The sequence below is a fragment of the Halosimplex salinum genome (assembly GCF_003730195.1).
GTDB lineage: Archaea > Halobacteriota > Halobacteria > Halobacteriales > Haloarculaceae > Halosimplex > Halosimplex salinum.
The window spans coordinates 14,289-36,257 of record NZ_QWGG01000005.1; the positions used below are offsets into that span (position 1 = coordinate 14,289).

The following is a 21,969-nucleotide window of genomic DNA, read 5'->3' on the forward strand; positions in this document are numbered from 1 at the left end:
TCCGCGGCGCCTCCGCTCACCGAGTTCGTTTTTCGAATTCGCCGTCGAACGTATCGGAATCGGCTGGCGCAGTCGTCCGGATCAGACCATCCGGTACACTTCGTCCATCCAGCTGTCGTCCGACTCTTCGAGGATGTCGCCCATGATCTCGTCCCAGTCGGCCTGTGCCTCGCTCTCGGCCTGCACCTCCTTGATCGCCTCGGGGTCGTCGAGTTCCATGAACCCGAAGACGTGGCCGTCCGTCTCGAAGACCGAGTAGGTCTCCAGCCCCGCGTCGGAGTCGAGATACGCCCGTTCGAGTTCCTCCGGCACGCGGTCGTGCCACTCGCGGTAGTCGTCTCGCTTGCCGTCCTGGATCTCGAGGTGGAACGCGATTCGCGCCATACGTGCCCGCCGACGGCCGGCGCCGTGATAGCTATTTCCCCGCCTGCGGCCCGCGAGGGGGACGTGCTGGCGCGCTACGACGGGGGAACGTTCCCGGCGGTCGTGAACCCGGCCTCGTCGGGGTCACCAGCGGACTCCGCGTCCGCGAGGTCGTTGCCGGCGAACAGGCGGGCGTCTCGAACCTCGTCGGTCGCGAGGAACTGCCCGGTCCTCGGCCGCGCGCGGGAGTCGCGGACGGAGACGGTCTCGACGCGCTCCAGTGCGACCGCGGCCGCGTCGCCGTCGCGGTGGGCCTGCCGACCGTCGAATCCGCGGACATCGACATCAGAGGCGTGCTCGCAGGCGAGTCCGTGGGCGTAGTACGTTGGGACGTCGTCGGCCCAGTCGACGCGCACGTCGCGCACGGCGAGGTCGGCGACGCCCTCGCAGTGGAGCCCCGAGATGTCGCGTTCGACGATCGGCGTCTCCGCGGCCGTCGGCTGGAGGTCGAAGTTCCCGCCGGTGCGGTCGCTGTTCTCGCTCCCGTCGATCTCGACGCGCACGTCGTCGAAGGTGACCCCCTCGATCGACGCCTCGTCGGAGCCGTACACGAGCGCGCCGTTCTCGCCCCGGGCGACGACGTTCGAGAAGCGGACGTTCCGGACGCTCCCCAGGTCCGTGTCGTCGGTCCGCGGCAGCGACGTGACGTAGATGGGTTCTGCTTTCCCCCACCACGGGCCCGAGAGCAGGCGCGTCTCGACGACGACGTCGCTGAACAGCACGTTCTCGAGCGTGCCGCTGTCTCGGTGCTGGATGCCCAGCCCGCGGTTGGTGTCGCGGATCGCGACGTTCTGGAAGCAGAAGTTCCGCATCGGCCCGTCGGTCGACGACCCGAACTTGATCGCACAGGCGTTGGACTCCAGCGTGCAGTTCGTGACGGTGACGTTCTCGCAGGGCTGGTCGATCTCCGAGGTCCCGTTCAGGACGATGCTGTCGTCACAGGTCACGACCGTGCAGTCCGAGACGTGCACGTCCCGCGAGTCGGTGATCGCGATCCCGTCGTTGTTGGGGATGTACTTGTTCCCGAGGATATCGACACCTCGCACGTCGACCCCGGTCGTCCCCTCGAAGTGGAGCGTCCACGAGGGCATGTTCCGGAGCGTGAGGTCGCTGACGTGGACGTTCTCACAGTCTGCGAACAGGAACATCGGCCCCGGGCGGAACGCCGGCTTGGCGACCGGCCAGTCGTCGGTGCCCCGGCTTCGGTCGAGGTAGTCGTCACCCTGGCGGGCGTCGTGGGCGCCGCTCGTGACGAGCGGGTGGGCCGAGGACTCGCCGGAGTGGCCCTCGATCGGTTCGTCCATCCGCATGATCTCGGTGCCGCGGCCGTGGAAGGTCCCGCGGCCGGTGAGCGCGACGTTCCGACGGCCCTCGGCCACGAGGAACGGGCGCTCGCCGTCGGGGCCGACCCGCTCGTCGGCGTAGTCGGCCTCGTCCGGGCTCGCGAACACGGTCGCTCCCGGTTCGAGGTGGAGCGTCACGTCGTCTCGGAGTCGTATCGTGCCGGTCTCGTACTCGCCCGGCGGGACGGCGACGCGGCCGCCACCGTGGTCGCCCGTCGCGTCGATCGCGGCCTGTACGGCCGCCGTGTCCGTCGGCGCCTCGTCGTCCAGATACTCCGTTACCGTCACTGTCGCTCCCGTCTCGGGCATAGGGAAACGGCGGTCGGCGGGAGGTTAGATGTACCGGTGCACGCCGCGGGGCGGCTCAGACCGACGCCGGGTCCGCGTCGCCCATCGCGCCCGCGTGGCTCTCGACGAGCCTGCGCGCGACCAGCGCAGCCGCGACGAACGAGAGGACGCTGATCGCGACGAACGCCGACCCGTAGTCCGCGACGGTCGCCAGGGCGCCGACGAGTAGCGGGCCGAGCACGCCACCGACACCGCGGGCGGTCGAGCGGTAGCCCATCAGCTCCGACTCCCGGTCGGTCGGCGAGACGTCGCCGATGAACGCCACTGCGCCGACGGTGAGCGCCGAGAACGTCAGCGCGTGGACGACTAACGCGGCCCCGCTCACGAGCGCCCGGGCCGCGGCCGTCCCGGGGAGCAGCGCGGCCACCAGAACGAGCGCCTGCAGACCGGCCCCACAGAGTCCGACGACGATGAGCCGCTTCCGGCCGACGACGTCGGAGAGCCGTCCCAGCCCGTACATCGCCGCGACGCGCACCGCCGGACTGACCGCGAGCACCGCGCCCATGACGAACTCCGAGAGCGCCACGTCACTCACGAGATAGACTGCGAGTACCGACGAGACGCCCTTTTGCGTCATGTTTCGGAGCGTCAGCCCGGCGTAGAGCCAGCCGAGGCCGTTCGTCCGGAAGAGGTCACGTCGGTCTCCCGTCGGGTAGAGACGGCGGCGAACGTCGCGCCAGAGTCGCTGGGCCGTGAGATCGCCGTTGCGGGCGGTCGTCGGGTCCGTCACGAGCGCCGCGCAGACGGTCGTCACGAGGCCGATGACGACGACGACGCCGTACAACTGCGTCGGGAGGAGGAGCCCGAGCAGGTATCCGCCCAGGAGGCGGCCGACGATGTCGCCGCCGGACTGGAAACTCGTGTAGAAGCCGATCGACCGTCCGCGGTCGGCGTCGCCTCCCATCTCGCTGACGATCGTCAGCACGACGGATCCGAACCCCGTGATGAAGACCGCGTACAGCCCGCGGCTGGCGATCTCCAGCGGCACGGACCGCGTGACGGCCAGCGGAGCGACCGCCAGCGCCGCGCCCAGACCGGTCGCGACGAGGACGGCCTTGCGTCGCCCGGTGACGTCCGCGACGGCGCCCCACACCGGCGCGAACAGCAACAGTCCCAGCGAGTAGATCGCGAACGAGAGGGTCACGACGAACGGGGAGGCGTTGCGGCCGAGGTAGACGGTGATCGCCGTGCCGAACAGCGCCCCCGCGGTGACGCGGCTTATCGCGACGAGCGCCAGGGCGACTTGTGACCGACGCGCGGCCGAGAGTGTCCGATCCACGCTACCCATCGGTCTCCGTGACGCAGTAATAATCTTCGCGTCCCGGCCTCGACTTCCGGTGTCGACCGCTCTCGAAATTGGTAAGTGAGTACCGCACACAGTGGCTGACGAACCACGATGAAATTCGGAATTTTCCCGATAGAGGGCGGTGACACCTGGGAGGGTGTCGTCGAGCAGTGTCAGGTCGCGGAGAACGTCGGCTTCGAAACCTGCTGGGTCAACGACCACCAGGCCACCGAGGGCGACAACTACTGGCCGTCGCCGCTGACGCGGCTGACGAGCATCGCGCAGGGGACCGAGGAACTCGAACTCGTCACGTCGGTTCTCATTCTACCGCTGTATCACCCGCTGCACGTCGCCCAGCGGGCCGCCATGCTCGACAACATCTCCGACGGTCGACTCACACTCGGTGTGGGGCTGGGCTACGTCGAGGAGGAGTTCGAAGCGTTCGGCGTGCCGATGGACGAGCGCGCGGGGCGGATGATCGAGGGCATCCAGTTCATCGACGAGTTCCTCTCGTCGGAAGAGCCGATCAGCTACGAGTGCCCGTTCTTCGAGGTCGAAGACTGGCAGCCTCTTCCCAAGACGATCCAAGAGCCGCGGCCGAACCTGTGGATCGGCGGCTGGGGCCCCAAGCAGATCCGTCGCTCCGTGCAGTTCTCCGACGCGTGGGTGCCGGGTGTCGTCGCGGATCTGGGCATCGTCGAGGACCGCAAGAACCAGCAGCGCGAACACGTCGAGGAAACGGATCAGGACTGGGAGTCGATGGACCACCCGCTGATGCGTGAGGCCGTCATCGCCGAGACCGAAAAAGAAGTCATGGAGCGCAAGGAGTACCTCCACACCACCTACGTCGACGAATATGGTGGGGAGTTCTCCCACCCGCTCATGAACGCCGATTCGGTCGAGGACTTCGAGGAACTGGCCGACGACCGCTTCATCTACGGCACGCCCGAGCAGATAATCGAGCAGATCGAGGCCATGCAGGACCGCTTCGCGCTCGACCAGCTCGCCCTGCGATTCCACCACTCCGGCATGCCCAAGGATCTCGTCGAAGACCAGATCCGCCTGTTCGGCGAAGAAGTCGTCCCCGCCTTCGACTGAGACGCGCGGCTTGGCCACGGCGGCCACTGCACTGGCGCGCCGCTATCTCGGCGGTGCAAGTAGCTGTTCTCGCGTCGCCAGCGCACACCGGACTCCCCGCGTTCGAGCCGTTCTCGGCCGCTCCGTCGGCTTTATAAGCCGGCGACCGAAAGATGAGCGAGATGGCCGACGCGAGCCCACCGACAGGTATGCGTACAGCTTACGCCGTCGATCCGGTCGGGATCGGCGAACGCGAACCGACGCTCCGCTGGCGAGTCCCGACGAACCGCCGCGGCGCGAGTCAGACCGCTTTCCACGTACTCGTCGCGACGAGTCCGGATCGGCTCACGCCCGAGCGGGCGGACGTGTGGGACACGGGAAAACGGGAGAGCGAGCGGCCGGCGGTCAGGTACGACGGGCCCGAGCTGGACGCCGGCGAGGCGTACCACTGGGCCGTCCGCGTCTGGGACGAGCGCGGTGAGGTCAGCGCGTGGAGCGAGCCCGCCTCTTGGGAGATGGGGCTGCTCGACGCCGACGACTGGACGGCCTCGTGGATCCGCCGACCCACCGACGGGTTCGAGCGCGGGGAGTTCTCGTACGTCCGCCGCGAGTTCGAACTCGACGGCGAGGTCGAGCGGGCGCGGGCGCACGTCTCCGCCAGCCACCAGTACGCCCTCTCGGTCAACGGCGAGACCGTCGACCGCGGGCAGTCTTTTTCGTACCCGGACTTCCAGTACTACAAGACCGTCGCGCTGGACGACGCGCTCTCCGAGGGCGACAACGCGGTCGGCGCGCTGTACAACTGGAACGGCGCGGGACAGGGCCGCCCCGAGGCGGAGCCGGGCGTTATCGCACAGCTTGAGATCGAGTTCGCCGACGGGCGCGAGCGGGTGATCACGACGGACGGCGAGTGGCAGACCCGCCCGGCCGAGTGGGTGAGCGCACCCCTCCGCAACGAGGAGATCGCCGAGCCCGTGGAGACGATCGACGGGCGCGTCGTCCCCCGGGGCTGGGCGGAACCCGGATTCGACGACGCCGCGTGGGACCCCGTCGAAGTCGTCGGCACTCACCCCACCGACCCCTGGGAGCGACTGATCGCCCAGGACCGCGAGCGCGTCAGCCACCGCGTCGACCCCGAGTCGGTCGAGCGGGTCGACGAGGACACCTACGTCGTCGACTTCGGGAAGGTGTACACGGGTGTCCCGCGCGTCGCGTTCGACGACGGGACCGACGGCCACCGCGTGGACCTGCTCGCCGGCTACCGCCTGACCGCGGACGGGTACGTCGACGACACCGAGGGGACCCAGTGGACGGACATGCGCTACGAGTACGTCCAGCGCGACGGCGAGCAGGCGTTCCGGCCGTTCAACTACCTCGGCATCCGCTACCTGCAGATCGAAAACCCGGGGGAGGACCTCGATCCCGACCAGCTATCGCTCGTCGCGACGCACAACGAGGTTCCCGACGCGAACGCGGCGACGTTCGAGTGCGACGACGAGACGGTCGAAGACGTGTTCGAACTGGCTCGCCACTCCGCGCTGTACGGGAGCCAGGAGCAGTTCGTCGACACGCCGACGCGGGAGAAGGGGCAGTTCCTCGCCGACGCGTTCAACGTCTCGGCGGTGACGACCCGGGCCTTCCGGGAGCGGCGGCTGAGCCGGCAGGCCATACGGGAGTTCCTGCGCTCCCATTACCGCTACTGGGCGCCGGAGGGGCGGTTCAACGCCGTCTACCCGAACGGCGACGGCAAGCGCGACATCCCCGATTTCACCGTCACGTTCCCCCAGTGGCTCCACGAGTACTACCGCGAGAGCGACGACCGCGCGACGCTCGAACGCGCCTATCCCGTCGTCCGCGCCGTCGCCGACTACGTCGTCGAGCACGTCGACGAGGAGTCGGGACTCGTCACGCGCCTCTCGGGCGGCGAGGGCGGTCCCTACCACGAGGGCATCGTCGACTGGCCGCCGGAGATGCGCTACGGCTACGACCGCGACTGGCCCGCCCGCACGACGGTGAACGTCCTCTGCGCGAACGCGCTCGACCGGGCGGCCGACGTCGCGGCCGAACTCGACCGCCCCGACGCCGAGCGCGCCTACTACGACGAGAACCGCGCCGCCATCGAGGCGGGTATCGACGAGCACCTGCGCGACGACGACCGCTACGTGGACGGTGCGGACCCGACAGCGGCGAGCGAGTCGGCCGACGTGCCCAGCGCGGGCGACACACCCGCGGTCAGCGACCACAGTTCCCAGCATGCCAACGCGCTGCCGCTCGCGACCGGGCTGGTGCCCGACGAACGAGTCGACGAGGTGGCCGACCGGGTGGCGGCGGGCGGCATGCGGATGGGGCCGATGATGGTCCGCTGGTTGCTCGACGCGCTCGACCGGACCGACCGCCCCGCGGCGACGGTCGACCTGCTGACGGACCCCGCCGCGGACGGGTGGGCGAACATCCTCGACGTCGGCGGTACGTTCACCTGGGAGACGTGGCACTGCCGCACACTCGACCCGGCCGACGAACGCCACAACCGCAGCGAGTCCCACGCGATGGGCGCGACCGTCCTGACCTCCGTCCAGCGAACCCTGCTGGGCGTCCACGTCACCTCGCCCGGCGGGGCGACCCTCGAAATCGCGCCGCCCGCCGAGGGAGTCGGCGAGGCGAGCGGCCGCGTCCCGACCGAGCGCGGTCCCGTCAGCGTGGACTGGGAGCGAGACGGCGACGAGTTCGCGCTCGACGTGACCGTCCCCTGGAACACCACCGCGACCGTCGTCCTGCCGGGCGAGGGAGAGCCCGAGTCGGTGACCGAGGACGGAACCCCGCTGTTCGGGGTCGACAGACCGGTCGCGGACCTGCCCGAGGGCGTCGAATCCGTCACGGTCGAGGACGGCGGCGTCGCGGTCGAAGTCGGCGCGGGATCGTACGAGTTCGAGCGGCGCGACTAGCATCGAACGGCGCGGACAGAATCGAGGCGCACGAACGAAGGCGGACAGCGTCGAACCCGGTCGGGAGTCAGTTTTCGCCGTCGGCCGTCTCGTCCGGCGGCCCGTACGTCCCCGGGTGGTACCGGCCCATCTCCAGGCGCTCGTAGGGGATCTCCAGCAGCGAGTCGCCGTCGAGATACTCGGTCGCGCCGTGCTCGCGCAGGTGCTCGGCCGCGGCGCGGCGACAGCGCTCGACCACCTCGGGCTCGTCGTCCGACCGGTCGACCGTCTCGCGCGGGTCGGCGGCGAGGTCGAAGAGCTGCTCGCGGCCGCCGTTCACGGCGTAGACGTACTTCCAGTCGCCCTCGCGGACCATGCAGGTGAGGTTGTGCGGGAGGGAGAAGAGCCTCGTCTCGCGCGGGGTCTCGTGGGTGCCGAACAGCCGCTCACGGGGTTCGCCGTCGCCCGTGAGCGCGCCGAGCACGTCGGACCCGTCGCGGAGGTCGGGGTCGCCGGCGGCCGTCGTCGCGATGCCGAACACGTCGGTCAGCGAGACCAGCCCGTCGTACGCCTCGCCGGTCGGGAGTCGCTCGGGCCAGCTCACGAGGAACGGAACCCGCGCCGACTCCTCGAAGAAGGACGTCTTCCCCCAGCCGTGGTGGTCGCCCAGTAGTTCGCCGTGGTCGGAGACGAAGCAGATCAGGGTGTTCTCGGCGTCGTCGCGCGCCTCGACGGCGTCGAGCACCCGTCCGATCTCCCGGTCGAGTTGCGTCACGAGGCCGTAGTAGTGGGCGCGGGCGATCTGGATAGTGGATTCGCCGGTGTCGTCCTCGCGGGCCTTCCAGAAGTGGTAGTTCTGGGCGGGGATCTTCTCGTCCGTGTGGTCGAGGTCGCGGTTCCCGCGTATCGGGTCCGGCATGTCGTCCGGGTCGTAGTAGTCGTCGAACGGGGGCGACGGGTTCCACGCGGGGTGGGGCTTCGAGAAGGAGACGAACCCGAAGAACGGGTCGTCGTCGTCGCGGCCGATCTCTGCGACCGCCTCGTCGGCGATCCAGGCCATCCTGCGGTCGTCGGGCGGGAGCGAACAGGACTGGGGGAGGAAGTTCATCGCGGCCATCCGCCCGGTGTCTGCCGCGGCGTCGGCGCCGGGTTCGGCGGCGTAGTCGTCGCCGGTCAGCCGGCGGTCGTAGCCCAGATCGATGTCGCCGGGGTGGGCGTGGAACTTCCCGATCCCGAACGTCCGGTACCCCCGGTTCCCCATCGCTCTGGCGAGGAAGGGTCCGTGTTCGGCTTCGAGATGCTCGGCCGAGTGCTTGTCGTTGCCCAGGTAGCCGGTCGCGAGGGGGTCGCGACCGGTTCGGACGTTGTGACGAGCGGGGACGCAGATCGGCGCGCTGCTGTATGCGCTGGTGCAGGCGACGCCCCGGTCGGCGAGTCGGTCGAGGTTGGGCGTGTCGACGTGGGCGTGTCCGAGCGCGGAGATCGTATCGAAGCGCTGCTGGTCGGTCATCACGACGAGGACGTTCGGCTGGTCGGCTGCCATCGATGCGGGGTTCGCATCCGCGCCCTTTCAAGATTCCCACGTTCGCGCCGAGCCTCCCTCACGTCCGTCGCCGACTCGACGCACTCGACGCACTCGACGCACCACATGTTGCCTGTTCACCATTTCCAAATAGATCATAAATATTTATCAATCAACGAGTGTGTGGTAACGACTTGCAGCCATGACACACGATGGCTCGCCACAAGGTGGCAACGACAGTGGTATCGGTAGCGATCGATCGAAATCGACAGCGGAGACGGAGTCGGGTACTGCGGGCGACCCCCCGGCGGAGCCGGACGACGAGCGCGGTCCGAGCGTCACGCGGCGGCGCGCGCTGAGCGTCGCGGGGTCGTCGCTGGTCGCGGGCGCGCTGGGGAGTTTCGTCGGCACGGCGTCGGCGAGCAGTCACAACGCGGTCGTGTACAACGGCGGCAGCGGGTTCGTGGCCGAGAACGTCGACAGCGGGAGCGTCGTCTACGACGGCGGGGACTTCATCGCGGCCATCCAGGCGGCGGTCGACAGCCTCACGTCGGGTCGGACGTCCAAGGAGAAAGTCAGAGTCGACGCGACGGGTGACACGGGCTCGGCCGGCAGCGCGAAGGCGGTCGACCTCCCGAGCTACACGATCCTGGACGTCCCGGGGAACATCAACGTCAACGACAGCGGCGAGCCGTGGATCATCCCGGCGCGCGCCCAGAGTGTCAACGACGTCGAGATCCAGCGCTTCAACGTCTCCGGGAATCCCCGGTACGGCATCCGGGTCTCCCACTGTGACAACGTGATCCTCGACGACGTCAACATGGACCTCTCGAACGGTCTGGGCATCCGCATCGACGGCCGGGACGGTCCAGACACGACGAACGTGACGATCAACTCAGCGACCGTCAGCGGGTCGGGCACCCACGCCGTCGAGACCTACGGCGTCGACGGCCTCGACGTGGGAACGGTCACGGCGACCGACAGCGGCGGCTGTGGCCTGCTGCTCAACGACACCGCGAACGCGACGGTCGACTTCGTGGACGCGACCCGATGCGACCAGGGCGGCGGGTACGCCGGCTTCCGCTGTGCCAACGACGCCGGACCGAACATCACGGTCAACCGCGTCGACGCGGTCGACTGCGGTCGGGGCATCTTCACCGTCTCCGGGTCCAGCGGCATCGAGATATTCGACGTGTACCTCGACGGCAACGGCGGGAACCTGATCCAGGACACGCAGGACACGCTGATCGACGGCGGAACGATCACGAACACCGGGAGCTCGGGCGTCCGCATCGACTCGCGCGACTCGGACACGCACGCGCCCTCGGAGTACGTCACCGTCCAGAACCTCACGATCGAGAACAACTCGGGGTGGGGCGTCTACGAGACGGGGCCCGACACCGGGAACAACACCATCCAGAACAACTACCTCTGCGGGAACGACTCCGGTGCGATCGAGACCTACGCGTCCAGCACCACCGTCAGCGGGAACAGCTACTGCGGCGACGACGGCGGCGGTGGCGGCGGCGCCATCAGCGACGGGACCTACGTGATCACGAACGCCAACAGCGGCAAACCCATGGAGGTCGCCTCGGCGGGCACGGCCGACGGCGACAACGTCCAGCAGTGGTCGGACAACGGCGGCGCCCACCAGCAGTGGGACGTGACGGCCAACGGCGACGGGACGTACACGATCACCAACGTCAACAGCGGCCTCCTACTGGAAGTCGCCAACGCCGACACGAGCGACGGCGCGAACATCAGGCAGTGGAGCGACACCGGTCACGCCTGCCAGGACTGGAATATCGTCGACAACGGCGACGGCACCTACCGGCTGGAGAACGTCAACAGCGGCTCCGTCGCCGACGTGGAAGGCGGGTCGACCGACGACGGCACCAACGTCCTCCAGTGGCCGTGGCTCGACGCCGCCAACCAGAAGTGGAACTTCGAATCGGTCTGATCGGCTGCGAGCGACTGAAACCGGCCGCGGCCCGAACGTAGACCACTCGCCGGCACCGCGCGACACCCCTCGGAGGACGGCGCTCGATCGGTTTCGACCCGGTCTGACCGCTTTCGACCGCATTCGAGCGACTTCCTCCGGTCGGCCCCGGCTCACCGCGCCACACCGCTCCCCGTCCGACCGGTGGTCGCCGGTTGCGACGTACGACTCACTACAATTGAAAACCATTATATATGTTAATCTTATTCTAGGGATTGCATGACAGACAGTCATGACAATAGAAGAACTAACCGACGGACCGTGTTGAAAGCGATCGGAGCGGGGACGCTGGCGGCGGGCGGCGTGCTCGGTGCGAGCGGGGCGGCCGTCGCCGACGAGAGCGAGGAGCACTACCACAACCCCGTGGGGCCGATCGGGTTCGGCGACGTGTCGATCATCGAAGACGGCGGGACGTACTACGCGTACGGGACGGAGACGCCCGAAGACATCATCCCGATCGCGGAGTCGACGGACATGTACGACTGGTCGTACATCGCGCCGGCGCTCACGGAAACCCCGGACTGGCACCCCACGGAGTCCGATCCGGGCTGCTGGGCGCCCGACATCCGCTACCACGACGGGCAGTACCACCTCTATTACTCCCTGTCAGTGTGGGGGAGCGACGACGCAGGAATCGGCCTCGCCACGTCGGACACGCCCGACGGGCCCTTCACCGACCAGGGGCCGGTCATCCAGAGCAGCGACCTCGACCTGACGAACTGCATCGACGCGGACACGGTGATCGTCGGGGGCCAGCCGTGGCTGGTCTGGGGCAGTTTCGAGGGCATCTACGCCGTCCAGATGAACGACGCGATGGACGACATCGTCCCCGGCACCGAGTTCCAGCTAGCGGGACAGATGATCGAGGGCCCGGTGATGCTGCAGGACAACGGGTACTGGTACCTGTTCTACTCGACGGGGCAGTGCTGTGAGGGCTACGACAGCACGTACCGACTCGAAGTCGGCCGGGCGACGAGTTTCCAGGGGCCGTACTACAACCAGGACGGGATGGACCTGCGGGACATCACTGACCACCATCAGGGCGTCCCCATCCTGGAGGGCAACGACCAGTTCACGGGGCCGGGGCACAACGACGTCTTCCAGGGTCCCGACGGCGACTGGTGGTGTTTCTACCACGTCGAGGCTACCGCCGACGACGAGACGCGCTACATGATGCTGGACCGCATCGAGTGGGACAGTGACGACTGGCCGGTCGTCGCCTGCAACGGCGAACCGAGCAGCCAGGCCCCCGTCCCCGGCGAACCGTTCGGCTGTGGCGACGGCGGAGGCGGTGGCGGCGACGACGGCACCAGCAGCCCGATCAGCGACGGGACCTACCACATCGCGAACGCCAACAGCGGCCTGCTCCTCGAAGTCGCCAACGCCGGCACGGCCGACGGCGACAACGTCCGCCAGTACGCCGACACCGGCCACGCCTGCCAGGACTGGGACGTCACCCAGAACTCGGACGGGACGTACACCCTCACGAACGCCAACAGCGGCAAGTTTCTCGAAGTGGCCAGCGCCGGGACGGCGGACGGCGACAACGTCCAGCAGTGGGCCGACACCGGCCACGCCTGTCAGGACTGGACCATCGAAGACGCGGGGAGCGGGCAGTACCGCCTCGTGAACGCCAACAGCGGCAAGCTCGCCGAGGTCGCCTCTGCGGGCACAGCCGACGGCGACGACGTCCAGCAGTGGGCCGACAACGGCGGCACCCACCAGCTGTGGACGTTCACTTCGGTGTAACGCGACGGAGCGGAACGGCCGGACGGGGGTCCGACTGACGGACCTCAGAGGACCGCGTACCCGCCGTCCACGTAGAGCAGATGGCCGGTCACGTACGAGGCGTCCTCGCTCGCGAGGAAGAGGTACGAGCCAGCGACTTCCTCGGGCGACGCCGAGCGGCCCATCGGCGCCGACTTCTCGACGTCGATCACGTCCGTCTCGGACTCGCTGTCGTCGTCGGACCCGATACCGGTGTCGACGGCCCCGGGCGCGACCGCGTTGACTCGAACGTCGTGTTCGGCGAGTTCGAGCGCCGCGACGCGCGTGAGCATCATCACCGCGCCCTTCGAGGCGTCGTACATCGCGTGTTCGGTCTGGGCGAGTTCGGAACTGATCGACGCGGTGTTGACGATCGATCCCGGTTCGCCCCGGTCGAGCATGTCCCGGGCGGCCGCTTGCATCCCGGCGAAGACGCCGCGCGCGTTGACGCCGTAGACCCGGTCGAACGTCTCGGGGTCGGCGTCGAGCAGCGGGGCGCCGCGGAAGATACCGGCGTTGTTGACCATCACATCGACGCCACCGAACTCGCGGGCCGCCTCGACGACCGAGGCGACCTCCCCCGGGTCGGAGACGTCCGTCTCCACGAACGTCGCCCGGCCGCCCGCGTCCTCGATGGCCTCGTGAGTCGGCGGACCGCTCTCTTTCGGCCGTTCGCGCACGTCCGCGACGACGACCGTCGCGCCCGCCGCGCCGAATCGCCGGGCGACCGCGCGCCCGATGCCCGAACTGCCGCCGGTGACGACGACGGTCTGATCCCCGAAGTCGTACGTTGCGGATCCCATGGGTGCCCGTTCGCCGGTCGTCCGCTTAGTGATACCGAACGGGGAACCTCAGGCCGCGATGACGCCGCGGCGGGAGCCGCCCGCCGAGACCGCGGGTCTCGCTCGCCCACCCCGTCGCGTGGGCTCCCGACCGGATCGCCATTCGGCCAGTACGTGACAACGAGACGGCCAAAAAGCCGGGAATACTACGAAATCATTCAATAATTATAAATGGGTGGTATTCGATCGGCTGTGTGATGCGCGATAGCAACAGTCACGGCACAGGGAGTAGCGACGCGGGCGGGCTCACGATGACACGACGGGCGGCGATGGCGCTGCTCGGCGTCGGGACGCTCGCGGGGGCGAGCGGCGTCGCGGCGGCCCAGGAGGGGGACGACGAGGACGGGAACGGCGACTCCCCCACCCGCAAGTGGAACCAGCACGTCGACGCACAGGACTACGACCTGCGGAACGTCGGCGAGTTCGACGCGAGCGGGGCGACGCTGGGCAACGTCCGCACCGCCGCGCGGGACGCGGACGTCCTCGTCTGGCAGGACCCCGAGGGGGCCTACCACGCCGACGGCGTCGAGGAGACGGTCTACAGCGGGGAGAACTTCACCGAGGCGGTCCAGGCAGCCGTCGACAGCCTCACCGACGGGCGGACGACGAAGGAGAAGGTCGTCGTCGCCTGTTCGGGGACGATGGGGCCCCACGAGTGGGACGGCGACGTGCTCGCCATCGACATCCCGAGCTACACGATCGTCGACTTCCGGGGGACGATCCGCGTCGAGGACGAGGGCGAGGCGCTGATCCGACCGCTGCGGGCGCTGAACGCCGAGGAGATCGAAATTCCGCGCGTCGCGATCGTCGGGAACTTCCGTTCGGCCATCTGGTTCCGGAGCGTCTCGAACGTCCGCTTCGGGCACATCGACGTGCGGACGCCCGAGGATAGCGCTATCGAGGCGACCGGCGGCGGCTTCCGCCTCGACGGCTTCGCCGAGGGTCGCGGCGACGACACGATTCGCTCGACGGACATCCAGGTCGATAGCGCCTACTTCGAGAACGTCCAGGGCCACGCCTTCGAGACCTACGCCGTCGACCGGATCCAGGTCGGGGAAGTCATCGCCAACGGCGGCGGACAGTGCGGCGTCCTCCTGAACGACACGAGCGACGCCACCGTGAACGCGGTCGTCGGGAAGGACCTTGACGTCGGCGGCGGGTACGCCGCCTTCCGCCTGGCCAACGCGTGCGAGGACGTCACCTGCGGGCAGGTCGTCGCCCGCAACTGCGCCCGGGGCGTGTTCACGGTCTCGGCCTCGTCGAACGCGACCATCGGCAGCGTCAACATCGTCGGCACCACCTCCCACGGTATCCTGATCCAGGACGGCGAGAACGTCAGCGTCGGCGGCGGTCTCGTGAAAAACACCGGCGCGGAGGGCGTCCGCATCGATTCGCGGTCGGACCCGCAGCACCCGGCGGCAGCGGGGGTCTCCGTCTCCAACCTGCGCGTCGTCGACGACCGCGACGACCCGCAGATGCCCTACGCGATCAGCGTCACGGAGGGGCCGCGCGACGGCCGCGACACGAACAACGTCCGCGTGGTCGACAACGACGTCCGGGGCGCGGGAACGGACGGCGGGATCAACGTCGAACCGTCGAGCGTCGTCGTCCGGGACAACGTCGGCGACGGCGTCGCCGCCGGCACCACGACCCTCTCGACGGGAAGCGACCCGGCGGCGACCGTCGAGAACGTCACGACGCAGGGACAGGCGACGCTCGACCTGCGGGCGAAGGTGTTCGACCCCCCGGGAACGGCGTTCGCCTACGACCATCGCTTCGAGTACAACGGGTCGGGCTGGGACCTCGTCCTCGAGTGGGTCGAAGACCCCGGCGAGGACCTCACGCTCGACTACGTGGTCGACCAGCCCCAGGCCCTCGTCGGCCGCGATCCCGCCAGTGGCGGTGGAGACGACGGCGGCGACGGCGGCGACGGCGGTGACGGCGGCGACGGCGGCGACGTGTCGTGGGACTACGACACGAGTCCGGGCCTCGTCGACGACTTCGAGGACGGCGACATCGACGAGTACGAGGGCGCGACCGGCGACTACGAGGTCAACCAGACCAGTCCCGTGCCGTCCGGGGACCACCGGCTGGAGGGGTCCGCCGGCGAGGGCAGTCGCCTGTTGGCCTCTGACCTCGACCGCATGCCCGCCGAGGGGACGAAGTTCTCCGCGAAGATCGGCGCCACGAGCGACGCCGAGAACGCCGGCGTCGCGTTCGGGAGCGCGAAGTCGCTCGACGCCGACTCGGCGTTCCCCTTCCACTTCGCCCGCCTGTGGAAGAGCGGGGATGACGACTGGCGCTTCCAGGTCTGGCAGCGCGAGGGGAGTCAGGTGATCGAGAGCTCCGTCGGCGCGGTCACGCTCGGCGAGTTCTACGAGGTCGTCATCGACTGGCAGGCGGACGAACTGACGGCCACGCTGAACGACCCGGACGGGAACCAGGTCACCCAGCAGACGACCGCCTTCGAGACCGACTACACCGAGGGCGGCGTCGGGACCCGCGGGACGGGGCTCCTCGACGAGATCCGCGTCCTCGAGGACAACACCTGAGCCGACCGGGTCGCGGCGGCTCCCGCGGCGTCTTCGGCGTCTCGGGGTCGTAGGGCGGCGTCGTGTAGAAAGTGGAGGCCGCGGGCGCGACGTTCGCCTCCGACCACTGCTTCCGCTGGAACGTCGACCGCGAGGAGTGGGGCCTCGGCTTCGGGTGGAAGCGCGACCCCGATCCGGGCGCGGACATCCGTCACTGGAACGTCGGCGCGGGTCGCTGACCGGCCGACACCGGCGGGCGCTACCGCGGTCACGAAGTATTTTATCGGTCGGAGTACACGACGGGGTATGGCCCACAGCGTTGCAGTGATAGGTACCGGTGCGGAGCCAGACGACCCCGGCCGCGACGGCTACGCGATGGCGTACCACCACGCCGCCGGCTACGAGAACCACGACGACTGCGACCTCGTCGCCTGCGCGGACATCGTCCGCGAGAACGCCGAGGCGTTCGCCGACGAGTTCGCCATCGACGACGACGCCGTCTTCGAGAACTACGGCGCGATGCTCGACGCAGTCGAACCCGAGATCGTCTCGGTCTGCGTGCCGCCGTCGATCCACGCCGACATCGTGGTCGACTGCGTCGAGCACGACGCGGTCGCGGCCGCCCACTGCGAGAAACCGATGGCCGACACGTTCGACGGCGCGAAGCGCATGGCCGAGGCCGCCGAGGAACACGACGTACAGGTGACGTTCAACCACCAGCGCCGCTTTTCCGACGCCGTTCGGACGGCCAAGGACCTGCTCGACGACGGCGCGATCGGCGAACTGGAGCGCGTGGAGTTCGCCGCGCCGGTCGGCATCTTCGACTACGGCAGCCACTCGATCGACCTGTGCAACTACTTCGCCGACGAGGCCCGCGCCGAGTGGGTGATGGGACAGGTCCACTACGACACCGAGAACATCCTGTTCGGCACCCACAACGAGAACCAGGCGATGGTCCAGTGGGAGTACGAGAACGGTGTCCACGGGATGGGCGGCGTCGACGCGTCCGGCGACGGCGGCCCGGCCGGTGCGTTCGCCTGCCACAACCGCCTCGTCGGCACCGAGGGAACGATCGAGGTCGGCCCGCACGGCGACGAGGACGACGAGGAACCCCCGGCGCTCCGGGTCCGCACCGACGGCGAGTGGGAGGCCGTCGAGACCGAGGACGGCCTCCACGACTGGGCGTTCGTCGACCGCGCCATCGCCGAGAACGTCCGCTGCCTGGAGGCCGGCGAGGAACCGGAGCTGAGCGCGGCGAACGCGCTGAAGGCGACCGAGATCATCTTCGGGACCTGGGAGTCGGCGCGCCGCCGCGCCCGGATCGACCTCCCGCTCGACATCGACGGCAACCCGCTCGAGGAGATGGTCGAGGCCGGCGAACTCGACCCGGCGCCCCGCGAGGAGGACGAGTAGATGGTCGACCTCTCGGTCTGCGTCGAGATGGTGTACGACGACGAGCCCTTCGAGGCCCGGATCGAACGGGCCGCCGCGGCGGGCGCCGACGCCGTCGAGTTCTGGGGCTGGCGCGAGAAGGACCTGGACGCCATCGACGACGCCGCCGCGGAAGCTGGCGTTCCCGTCGTCGGCTGTGTCGCTGGCGGGACGCTGACCGATCCAGCGGAAGCGGACGACGCCGTCGAGACGATCCGCGAGTCAATCGCGATGGCCGACGAACGGGACATCCCGACGCTGATCGCCACGACCGGCCCCGACCAGGACGGCCTCGACCGGGAGACCCAGCACGAGAATATCGTCGACGTGCTCTCGCGGGTCGCACCGGACGCCGAAGCCGCGGACGTGACGCTCGTGCTCGAACCGCTCAACACCGAGGTCGACCATCCGGGGTACTTCCTGACGACCGCCGAGGAGGGCTTCGAGATCGTCGACGAGGTGGGGTCGCCGAACGTACGGCTCCTCTACGACGCGTATCACCAGCAGGTCACCGAGGGGAACCTCATCCAGACGATGACCGAGAACGTCGACCGGATCGGGCACGTCCACGTCGCGGACGTGCCCGGGCGTCACGAGCCCGGGAGCGGCGAGTTGAACTACGGGAACGTCTTCGCCGCGCTCGACGACGCCGGCTACGACGGCTACGTCGGCTGCGAGTTCTCCCCGACCGGCGACCCCGACGAGGCGATGGCCGACGTGCTCGCGCTGCGGTAGGGCGGCGACCGGCGGAGCGGGCGCACGTCGACGCTCGGAAACCGGCGCGTTCGTGGCCTGCCGAAACCTTTTCCCCGCGACTCCGACACGGGACAGTGAAGAATGAGACCGACACGGAGTATCCCATCGATTCTCGAAAGCACCAGCCGCGGGCGGTTTCTCGGCGGCGTCTCCGCCGGATCGCTCCTGCTCGCGGGGTGTTCGAGCGGCGGCAAAACCGACACGGACGGCCACGCCGACGAACCGGAGGGCGCGAGCGGCGAACTCCTGACCGACGGCGGCATCGACGTCGACGAGACGGACGACACCGGGCCACGCCGGATGGAGGCGCTGGACCGCGGCGTGGTCGCGGTGCCCGCCGAGGACGGGATTCTCGTTCGCTGGCGGCTGCTCGGGACCGAGCCGCGCGACGCCGCCTTCGACGTGTACCGTGACGGCGAGCGCGTGACCGACGAGCCCGTGACCGAGAGCACGAACTACCGCGACCCCGACGGCGAACCGGGCGACGCGTACGCGGTCGAGCGCGTCGACGGCGGCGGGCAGCGATCCGACCCCGTCGAGGCGTGGGACCGGGAGTACAGACGGATCCCGCTGGAGCGGCCGGACCCGGTCGAAGCGGCGGCGCCCGACGACGACTCGCTCGTCGCGTACCACGCGAACGACGCGAGCGTCGGCGATCTGACCGGTGACGGGAGCCTCGACGTCGTCCTCAAGTGGTCGCCGGAGAACGCCAAGGACAACGCCCACGAGGGGTACACGAACCAGACGATCCTCGACGCCTACGAACTGGACGGCACCCATCTGTGGCGGATCGAACTCGGCCGGAACGTCCGCGCGGGCGCCCACTACACCCAGTTCCTCGTCTACGACTTCGACGGCGACGGACGGGCGGAACTCGCCGTCCGAACCGCCGACGGCACCGTCGACGGCGAGGGGGCGGTCATCGGTGACCCCGACGCCGACTACCGGAACGAGACCGGCCGCATCATCGAGGGGCCGGAGTACTTCACGGTCTTCGACGGCGAGACCGGCGCCGCGCTGACGACGATCGACTACGAGCCCGCCCGCGGTGACATCGCGGACTGGGGAGACGACTACGGGAATCGCGGCGACCGGTTCCTGGCCGGCGTCGCCTACCTCGACGGCGAGCGACCGAGCATCGTCAACGCCCGCGGGTACTACGAGAAGACGATGCTGGCTGCCTACGACTTCCGCGACGGCGAGCTCACCCAGCGATGGGTGTTCGACAGCACAGAGGGCAACGAGGCCTACGAGGGCCAGGGCAACCACCAGCTGAGCGTGGCGGACGTCGACGGCGACGGCAGAGACGAGATCGTCTACGGCGCCTGCGTCGTCGACCACGACGGGACCGGGTTGTACTCGACGGGCTGGCTGCACGGCGACGCGCTCCACTGCGGCGACTTCCTCCCCGAGCGCGAGGGGCTGGAGGTGTACCAGGTCCACGAACCCGAGGACGCCCCCCACGGCGCGTCGATGCGCGAGGCCGGCACCGGCGAACTGATCTGGGGCGAGTACACTGGGACCGACACCGGCCGCGGGATGGTCGCGGACATCGACCCCGAACACGACGGCGCCGAAGCGTGGGCGCCGGCCGGCGTCGGCCTCCACACCGCCGACGGCGAGCGGATCGGCGAGACGCCCGCGTCGTACAACTCCGCGGTCTGGTGGACCGGCGACTTGCGGCGGGAACTGCTCGACCACGACTGGGAGGGCGACGGGGTCGGCATCCCCACGATCGAGCGGTGGGACCCCGACGCGGGCGAGCTAGAGCGACTGGAGACCTTCGAGGGCACCCGGTCGAACAACTGGACGAAGGGCAACCCCTGTCTCTCTGGGGACTTGCTCGGTGACTGGCGCGAGGAGGTCCTCTTGCGCGAACCGGACAGCGAGGCGCTCCGGCTGTACGCCACGCCCCACGAGACCGGACACCGGATCCCGACGCTGCTGCACGACCCGCAGTACCGCCTCGCGCTCGCGTGGCAGAACGTCGCGTACAACCAGCCGCCCCACCCGAGTTTCTTCCTCGGCGTCGGCATGGACGACCCGCCGACGGCGGACCTCGAACTCGTCTCGACCGACGACTGAGCGAGTCCCCCGTCTCGACCGACGACCGAATCCGCGGTCGCCGCTCAGTCCGCGAGGACCGCCTCGCGGTCGAGTTCGTAGTCGTCGAGCACCGAGGCGTCCTCGACGTCGTAGGCGTCGAGGTAGTCGCGCTCGATGGCGACGAGGTCGGCGAAGAGGTCCTGCGCCTCGTCGCGCTGGACGGTGACGAGCGGCTCGTTGAGGAACGCCTGGAACGCCAGGTCGAGGTCGCCGGCGAAGCCGGCCTCGATCAGCGTCTCCTGGTTGTGGATCGCCCGCGTGACCATGCTGCGGACCTGCCGCGGGAGCGTCCCCGCGGTGATCGGCGAGATGTCGTCGCCGGTGATCAGCGCGTTCGTCTCGACGACGGCGCCGTCGGGCAGGTCGGGGCACTGGCCGCGGTTCGGGTAGTTGACGTGGGTCTTCGTGGGCTCGATGCCCAGCAGCGCGCGCACGATGTCGACGACCTCCTCGCCCGACTCCGAGAGGTGGAACTCGCCGTCCTCGTCGCGGAACTTGTCCATCTTCGCCGGCGCCTCGCCGTCGCTCCGGCGTGCGGAACTCGGCGTCAGGCGGATGCCCCACCGTTCGACCTCGGCGGGCGTGTCCACCTCGAGGTACCACGGGACGAACTCCGCGAGGTGACGGTCGCCGGCGGCGGCGAACACGCCGAAGCGGTCGTACAGGTCGAAGGCGACCTGGTCGTGGTTGCTCCAGTATGACTCGTCGGCCAGCTCACCGGACTCGAAGCCCGGGAGCGGCCGGTGGCGCTCCAGTTCCTCGTCGAGGTACTGGTAGACGTCGTGGCCGCGCCAGCGCGCCTCGTCGATCCACGTGAAGTGGTTGATCCCCTTCACGTTCACTGCGATCTCCGACCCCGAGACGTCCTCGGCGGCGTCGATGTGCCGTTCGGCGACGTCAGCGAGCATGTGCTGGACGTGCGTCACCTCGTGGCAGAGGCCGATGGCGTTGATATCGGGGTACTCCTCGTAGAGCGCCCGCGTGCAGACGGTCATCGGGTTGGTGTAGTTGACGACCCACGCGTCGGGGCACTGCTCGCGGACGGTCGCTGCGATCTCTCGGTACTGCGGGATCGAGCGCAGCGACCGGAAGACGCCGCCGGGGCCGACGGTGTCGGCGACGGTCTGGTAGATGCCGTACTCCTGTGGCACGTCGATGTCGTGGACGAACGTCTCCTCGGGCGGGTCCTGCGTCGAGCAGACCACGAAGTCCGCGCCGGCGAGCGCGTCGTCCATGTCGCGGTGGGCCTCGAACGTCCAGTCGCCGGGCACGTCCGGGCGGTCCATCACGTCGTTGGCGAGTTCGGCGTTCTCGACGGCCCCCTCGTGGTTCACGTCGTAGAGCGCGACGGTGCCCGAGACGTCTTCGCACTGGGCGAGGTCGTTGATCAGCGTCAGCGCCCAGCCCTGGCTGCCGCCGCCGACGTATCCGATCCGAACGTCGGTCGCCGCTCCGTCGACTGGTGGCTCCGCTTGCAGCGAATGCATGTATCCCACCCAGCGCCCCGGCGATAATAATACCTGCCGTTCACGGCGGATCGCGCCGTCTCTCCCGACGGTGTCGCGCCCGGCGAGATTCCCACCGTTGGGCGCGCTCGGACGTGCGACGTCGAGCGACC

The 21,969-nt window shown here is 69.1% G+C and carries 15 protein-coding genes; 9 read left to right on the forward strand and 6 right to left on the reverse strand.

Annotated elements, in window-relative coordinates; all coding sequences use genetic code 11:
- Window positions 1–81 precede the first annotated feature (81 nt).
- From D1409_RS14185 to D1409_RS14195, 3 genes are all read right to left on the reverse strand, one after another.
- Window positions 82–384 carry an L-rhamnose mutarotase gene (locus tag D1409_RS14185; RefSeq protein WP_123537654.1) on the reverse strand — a complete coding sequence of 101 codons (303 nt, stop codon included), beginning with the start codon at window positions 382–384 and terminating at the stop codon, window positions 82–84.
- Between the two features lie 74 nt (window positions 385–458).
- Window positions 459–2,075 (reverse strand): glycoside hydrolase family 28 protein, encoded by a 1,617-nt coding sequence (locus D1409_RS14190; protein ID WP_123537655.1) that lies wholly within the window; start codon window positions 2,073–2,075, stop codon window positions 459–461.
- 55 nt (window positions 2,076–2,130) lie between these two features.
- Window positions 2,131–3,393: an MFS transporter gene (locus D1409_RS14195; protein ID WP_206425063.1), complete on the reverse strand. Its 1,263-nt coding sequence runs from the start codon at window positions 3,391–3,393 to the stop codon at window positions 2,131–2,133.
- Window positions 3,394–3,510: 117 nt separating this feature from the next.
- Here D1409_RS14195 and D1409_RS14200 point away from each other — a divergent pair, with 117 nt between their 5' ends.
- Together D1409_RS14200 and D1409_RS14205 are read left to right on the forward strand one after the other, a co-directional pair.
- Window positions 3,511–4,497, forward strand: a complete 987-nt coding sequence (locus D1409_RS14200) for an LLM class flavin-dependent oxidoreductase (RefSeq protein WP_123537657.1) — start codon at window positions 3,511–3,513, stop codon at window positions 4,495–4,497.
- A gap of 188 nt (window positions 4,498–4,685) precedes the next feature.
- Entirely contained in the window at window positions 4,686–7,418 is a 2,733-nt protein-coding gene (locus D1409_RS14205; protein ID WP_206425064.1) for a family 78 glycoside hydrolase catalytic domain, read from the forward strand.
- A gap of 67 nt (window positions 7,419–7,485) precedes the next feature.
- On the opposite strand, the gene D1409_RS14210 is transcribed toward D1409_RS14205, so the two are convergent.
- Window positions 7,486–8,940, reverse strand: coding sequence for a sulfatase family protein (locus tag D1409_RS14210; protein WP_123537659.1), 1,455 nt, complete (start codon window positions 8,938–8,940; stop codon window positions 7,486–7,488).
- A 181-nt stretch (window positions 8,941–9,121) separates the two neighbouring features.
- Between D1409_RS14210 and D1409_RS14215 the strand changes: the two genes are divergently transcribed.
- Entirely contained in the window at window positions 9,122–10,879 is a 1,758-nt protein-coding gene (locus D1409_RS14215) for an RICIN domain-containing protein (protein ID WP_123537660.1), read from the forward strand.
- Window positions 10,880–11,137: 258 nt separating this feature from the next.
- Window positions 11,138–12,667, forward strand: coding sequence for a family 43 glycosylhydrolase (locus tag D1409_RS14220; protein ID WP_206425065.1), 1,530 nt, complete (start codon window positions 11,138–11,140; stop codon window positions 12,665–12,667).
- 44 nt (window positions 12,668–12,711) lie between these two features.
- Here the strand turns inward: D1409_RS14220 and D1409_RS14225 are convergent, their stop codons facing one another.
- Window positions 12,712–13,488, reverse strand: coding sequence for an SDR family NAD(P)-dependent oxidoreductase (locus D1409_RS14225; RefSeq protein ID WP_123537661.1), 777 nt, complete (start codon window positions 13,486–13,488; stop codon window positions 12,712–12,714).
- Window positions 13,489–13,724: 236 nt separating this feature from the next.
- Between D1409_RS14225 and D1409_RS14230 the strand changes: the two genes are divergently transcribed.
- From D1409_RS14230 to D1409_RS14245, 5 genes are all read left to right on the forward strand, one after another.
- Window positions 13,725–16,079: a hypothetical protein gene (locus D1409_RS14230; protein ID WP_123537662.1), complete on the forward strand. Its 2,355-nt coding sequence runs from the start codon at window positions 13,725–13,727 to the stop codon at window positions 16,077–16,079.
- 71 nt (window positions 16,080–16,150) lie between these two features.
- Window positions 16,151–16,297, forward strand: coding sequence for a hypothetical protein (locus D1409_RS24605; protein WP_164471703.1), 147 nt, complete (start codon window positions 16,151–16,153; stop codon window positions 16,295–16,297).
- 67 nt (window positions 16,298–16,364) lie between these two features.
- Window positions 16,365–17,471: a Gfo/Idh/MocA family protein gene (locus tag D1409_RS14235; protein ID WP_123537663.1), complete on the forward strand. Its 1,107-nt coding sequence runs from the start codon at window positions 16,365–16,367 to the stop codon at window positions 17,469–17,471.
- Window positions 17,472–18,224, forward strand: coding sequence for a hydroxypyruvate isomerase family protein (locus D1409_RS14240; protein ID WP_123537664.1), 753 nt, complete (start codon window positions 17,472–17,474; stop codon window positions 18,222–18,224).
- A gap of 321 nt (window positions 18,225–18,545) precedes the next feature.
- Window positions 18,546–20,330, forward strand: coding sequence for a rhamnogalacturonan lyase (locus D1409_RS14245; RefSeq protein ID WP_123537869.1), 1,785 nt, complete (start codon window positions 18,546–18,548; stop codon window positions 20,328–20,330).
- Window positions 20,331–20,374: 44 nt separating this feature from the next.
- On the opposite strand, the gene D1409_RS14250 is transcribed toward D1409_RS14245, so the two are convergent.
- A complete protein-coding gene (locus D1409_RS14250) occupies window positions 20,375–21,838 on the reverse strand; it encodes a family 4 glycosyl hydrolase (RefSeq protein WP_123537665.1) in 1,464 nt (487 codons plus the stop codon).
- Window positions 21,839–21,969 lie beyond the last annotated feature (131 nt).

Coding starts and splice junctions, on each gene's coding strand:
- D1409_RS14185 (WP_123537654.1), bottom strand. CDS start 384: ATGGCGCGAATCGCGTTCCACCTCGAGATCCAGGACGGCAAGCGAGAC.
- D1409_RS14190 (WP_123537655.1), bottom strand. CDS start 2,075: ATGCCCGAGACGGGAGCGACAGTGACGGTAACGGAGTATCTGGACGAC.
- D1409_RS14200 (WP_123537657.1), top strand. CDS start 3,511: ATGAAATTCGGAATTTTCCCGATAGAGGGCGGTGACACCTGGGAGGGT.
- D1409_RS14205 (WP_206425064.1), top strand. CDS start 4,686: ATGCGTACAGCTTACGCCGTCGATCCGGTCGGGATCGGCGAACGCGAA.
- D1409_RS14210 (WP_123537659.1), bottom strand. CDS start 8,940: ATGGCAGCCGACCAGCCGAACGTCCTCGTCGTGATGACCGACCAGCAG.
- D1409_RS14215 (WP_123537660.1), top strand. CDS start 9,122: ATGACACACGATGGCTCGCCACAAGGTGGCAACGACAGTGGTATCGGT.
- D1409_RS14220 (WP_206425065.1), top strand. CDS start 11,138: ATGACAGACAGTCATGACAATAGAAGAACTAACCGACGGACCGTGTTG.
- D1409_RS14225 (WP_123537661.1), bottom strand. CDS start 13,488: ATGGGATCCGCAACGTACGACTTCGGGGATCAGACCGTCGTCGTCACC.
- D1409_RS14230 (WP_123537662.1), top strand. CDS start 13,725: ATGCGCGATAGCAACAGTCACGGCACAGGGAGTAGCGACGCGGGCGGG.
- D1409_RS14235 (WP_123537663.1), top strand. CDS start 16,365: ATGGCCCACAGCGTTGCAGTGATAGGTACCGGTGCGGAGCCAGACGAC.
- D1409_RS14240 (WP_123537664.1), top strand. CDS start 17,472: ATGGTCGACCTCTCGGTCTGCGTCGAGATGGTGTACGACGACGAGCCC.
- D1409_RS14245 (WP_123537869.1), top strand. CDS start 18,546: ATGGAGGCGCTGGACCGCGGCGTGGTCGCGGTGCCCGCCGAGGACGGG.
- D1409_RS14250 (WP_123537665.1), bottom strand. CDS start 21,838: ATGCATTCGCTGCAAGCGGAGCCACCAGTCGACGGAGCGGCGACCGAC.